General features: G+C 41.7%; 2 protein-coding genes. Both read right to left on the minus strand.

Annotated elements, in window-relative coordinates; genetic code table 11:
* Positions 1-192: 192 nt before the first annotated feature.
* The gene (locus G494_RS26365; protein ID WP_084456915.1) at positions 193-612 is read right to left on the minus strand and encodes an IS1096 element passenger TnpR family protein; all 420 of its coding nucleotides are present in this window, start codon (positions 610-612) and stop codon (positions 193-195) included.
* Between the two features lie 264 nt (positions 613-876).
* A complete protein-coding gene (locus tag G494_RS26370; protein WP_084456917.1) occupies positions 877-1689 on the minus strand; it encodes a transposase in 813 nt (270 codons plus the stop codon).
* Between the last annotated feature and the right edge of the window lie 196 nt (positions 1690-1885).

Here is a 1885-nt window from a genome sequence, read left to right on the forward strand (position 1 = left end):
AAACAACTGGGGGCGACTCATGGAGCCGTCTGGGTAAAAAAACAGTTGATCCTGACACAGCGCATGAGTGTGGACCAATGTGTCACGGATTCAGGAAAAAGATAATTCCCTGTTAATGCCCCGGCTTGTTCAACCATGGATAAGATCGTGGATCGCGGCGCTCTCACAATCTATCCTTATTCGTTATGCAAATTATTCTTCGAATCCGGAGTATTGGATTGGCTTATTACCTGATTCTTCAATTAGTATAGGATAGCCCACTCCAACTACTGGATCAAACGGTTTTTTCCTTGTTTTTGCAATCTTAAAAATCCAGAGATCTCCATAATCAAATAAATAAAACAGACTATTTCCTTTTTTTAAAGGATAGAGCATTTCCAACGTAGTCTCATAAACTAACTCATTTTCTTCGCTGTATCGAGTTCTCTTATGACTACGTTCATTGCGAGAAGTATAAAATTCGTAAAGATGGTCATTACCGAATTGAACATATTCTTGGATTGCAAAATGCAATTCATCTAACGTTGATGATGAATCAATTGCTATTTTTGCTTCCCAGCTTATCTCATCACAAAAGCCAGACCACAGAACTACTTTTATTGTCCAAATCATATATAGTTTTCAGCTCAAATTTTTTATGGATAACGCGCCGTCAAAACGGGTCAAAACGGAGTCGGACCTGATCAAAACGGTCAAAACGGAACGGGTCAAAACGGGGTCGGACCTGGTTAAATGTTTGATATTGTAGCTATTTAGAAGATTGACGAACCAACAACTATTTGATTTTACAAGAGTTGAAAATCGATTTTGCTACTGAAATGCTTCTGGAGCACTGAAGAAACTGTGAGACCGCCAAGACCGGTTCGTACCATCCTGTTACCCTGTTGCATCTTCATATAATTCCCAAAAATAGCAGTTTTGAAACTTAAGACTCTCTTGATAAGATAAATAGTCATCGTTGTTATTGTAACAAGGTGTCGGTTCTCGAAGGTGATAACCGTCACCCTTGCTTTTCATGACACTACGTCCTTTAGCACGAATCCCTAGTTTTTCTTTTATCCAAAGAGTGAATGTTTTACTGCCTACCCCAATACTTTCACTCCATTCACTCTGCCGTGCATTATCCCCGTTCTCGAGTGCTTCATTTACCCATGCATTATGTGCCGATTTGAATGTCTCATAGGATTGAAAACCAGTGAAGGCAGCAAGTTTTTCGTGCGCTATGATGCCACCGCCTCGCCCAGATGATTGAATTTCGTTATATCCGCCAAAGGGCCATTCCGATGGATGAATTACCACGCCAGCACGTACCATATTGAGATTAATGTAGATGAGACATCGAAGGAGATGGCTCCCTGCCTCTATGGCCGTGGCATGATAACGATCTTCCCAAAAAGCACCTTTTCTTCTTTTTCTTTGATTGTAACCCTGGGCTGTTCGGCCGGCAATTAGTTGTATAGATCTTGGAATGACTTCCTGGCCAGTCTCATCGAGTAGCAAAAGATGGATGTGATTCGAAGTCACTATCCAATTAAAGACGACAAGATTAAAACGTAATTTGGCCTCATGAAGCCATTGTGTCCAAGCCCGACGATCTTTATCGAACTTGAGAAGGAAATCCCTCTTGTGGCATCGATGGGTGATATGCCAGATCTGACCGGGGATGAAATGTCGATTAGCTCTTGGCATACGTTAATCCTGTGGCTGTGGACATTTTGCTGTTATTTTGGCTGATCATTAAAGATGGACAATCTCCCAGCATATGATGCCAGGTGGTATATAAGTTTTGCTGGCTCTTCCGGAGTATCTGTGGGTAAAATGAGCTCCGAAAATGCTTCCCCAATCACCTCCCCCCTTATTTGTAAGGGGAGGTAATTGGGAAAAC

It is taken from the genome of Desulfogranum mediterraneum DSM 13871 (assembly GCF_000429965.1).
GTDB classification, from domain to species: domain Bacteria; phylum Desulfobacterota; class Desulfobulbia; order Desulfobulbales; family Desulfobulbaceae; genus Desulfogranum; species Desulfogranum mediterraneum.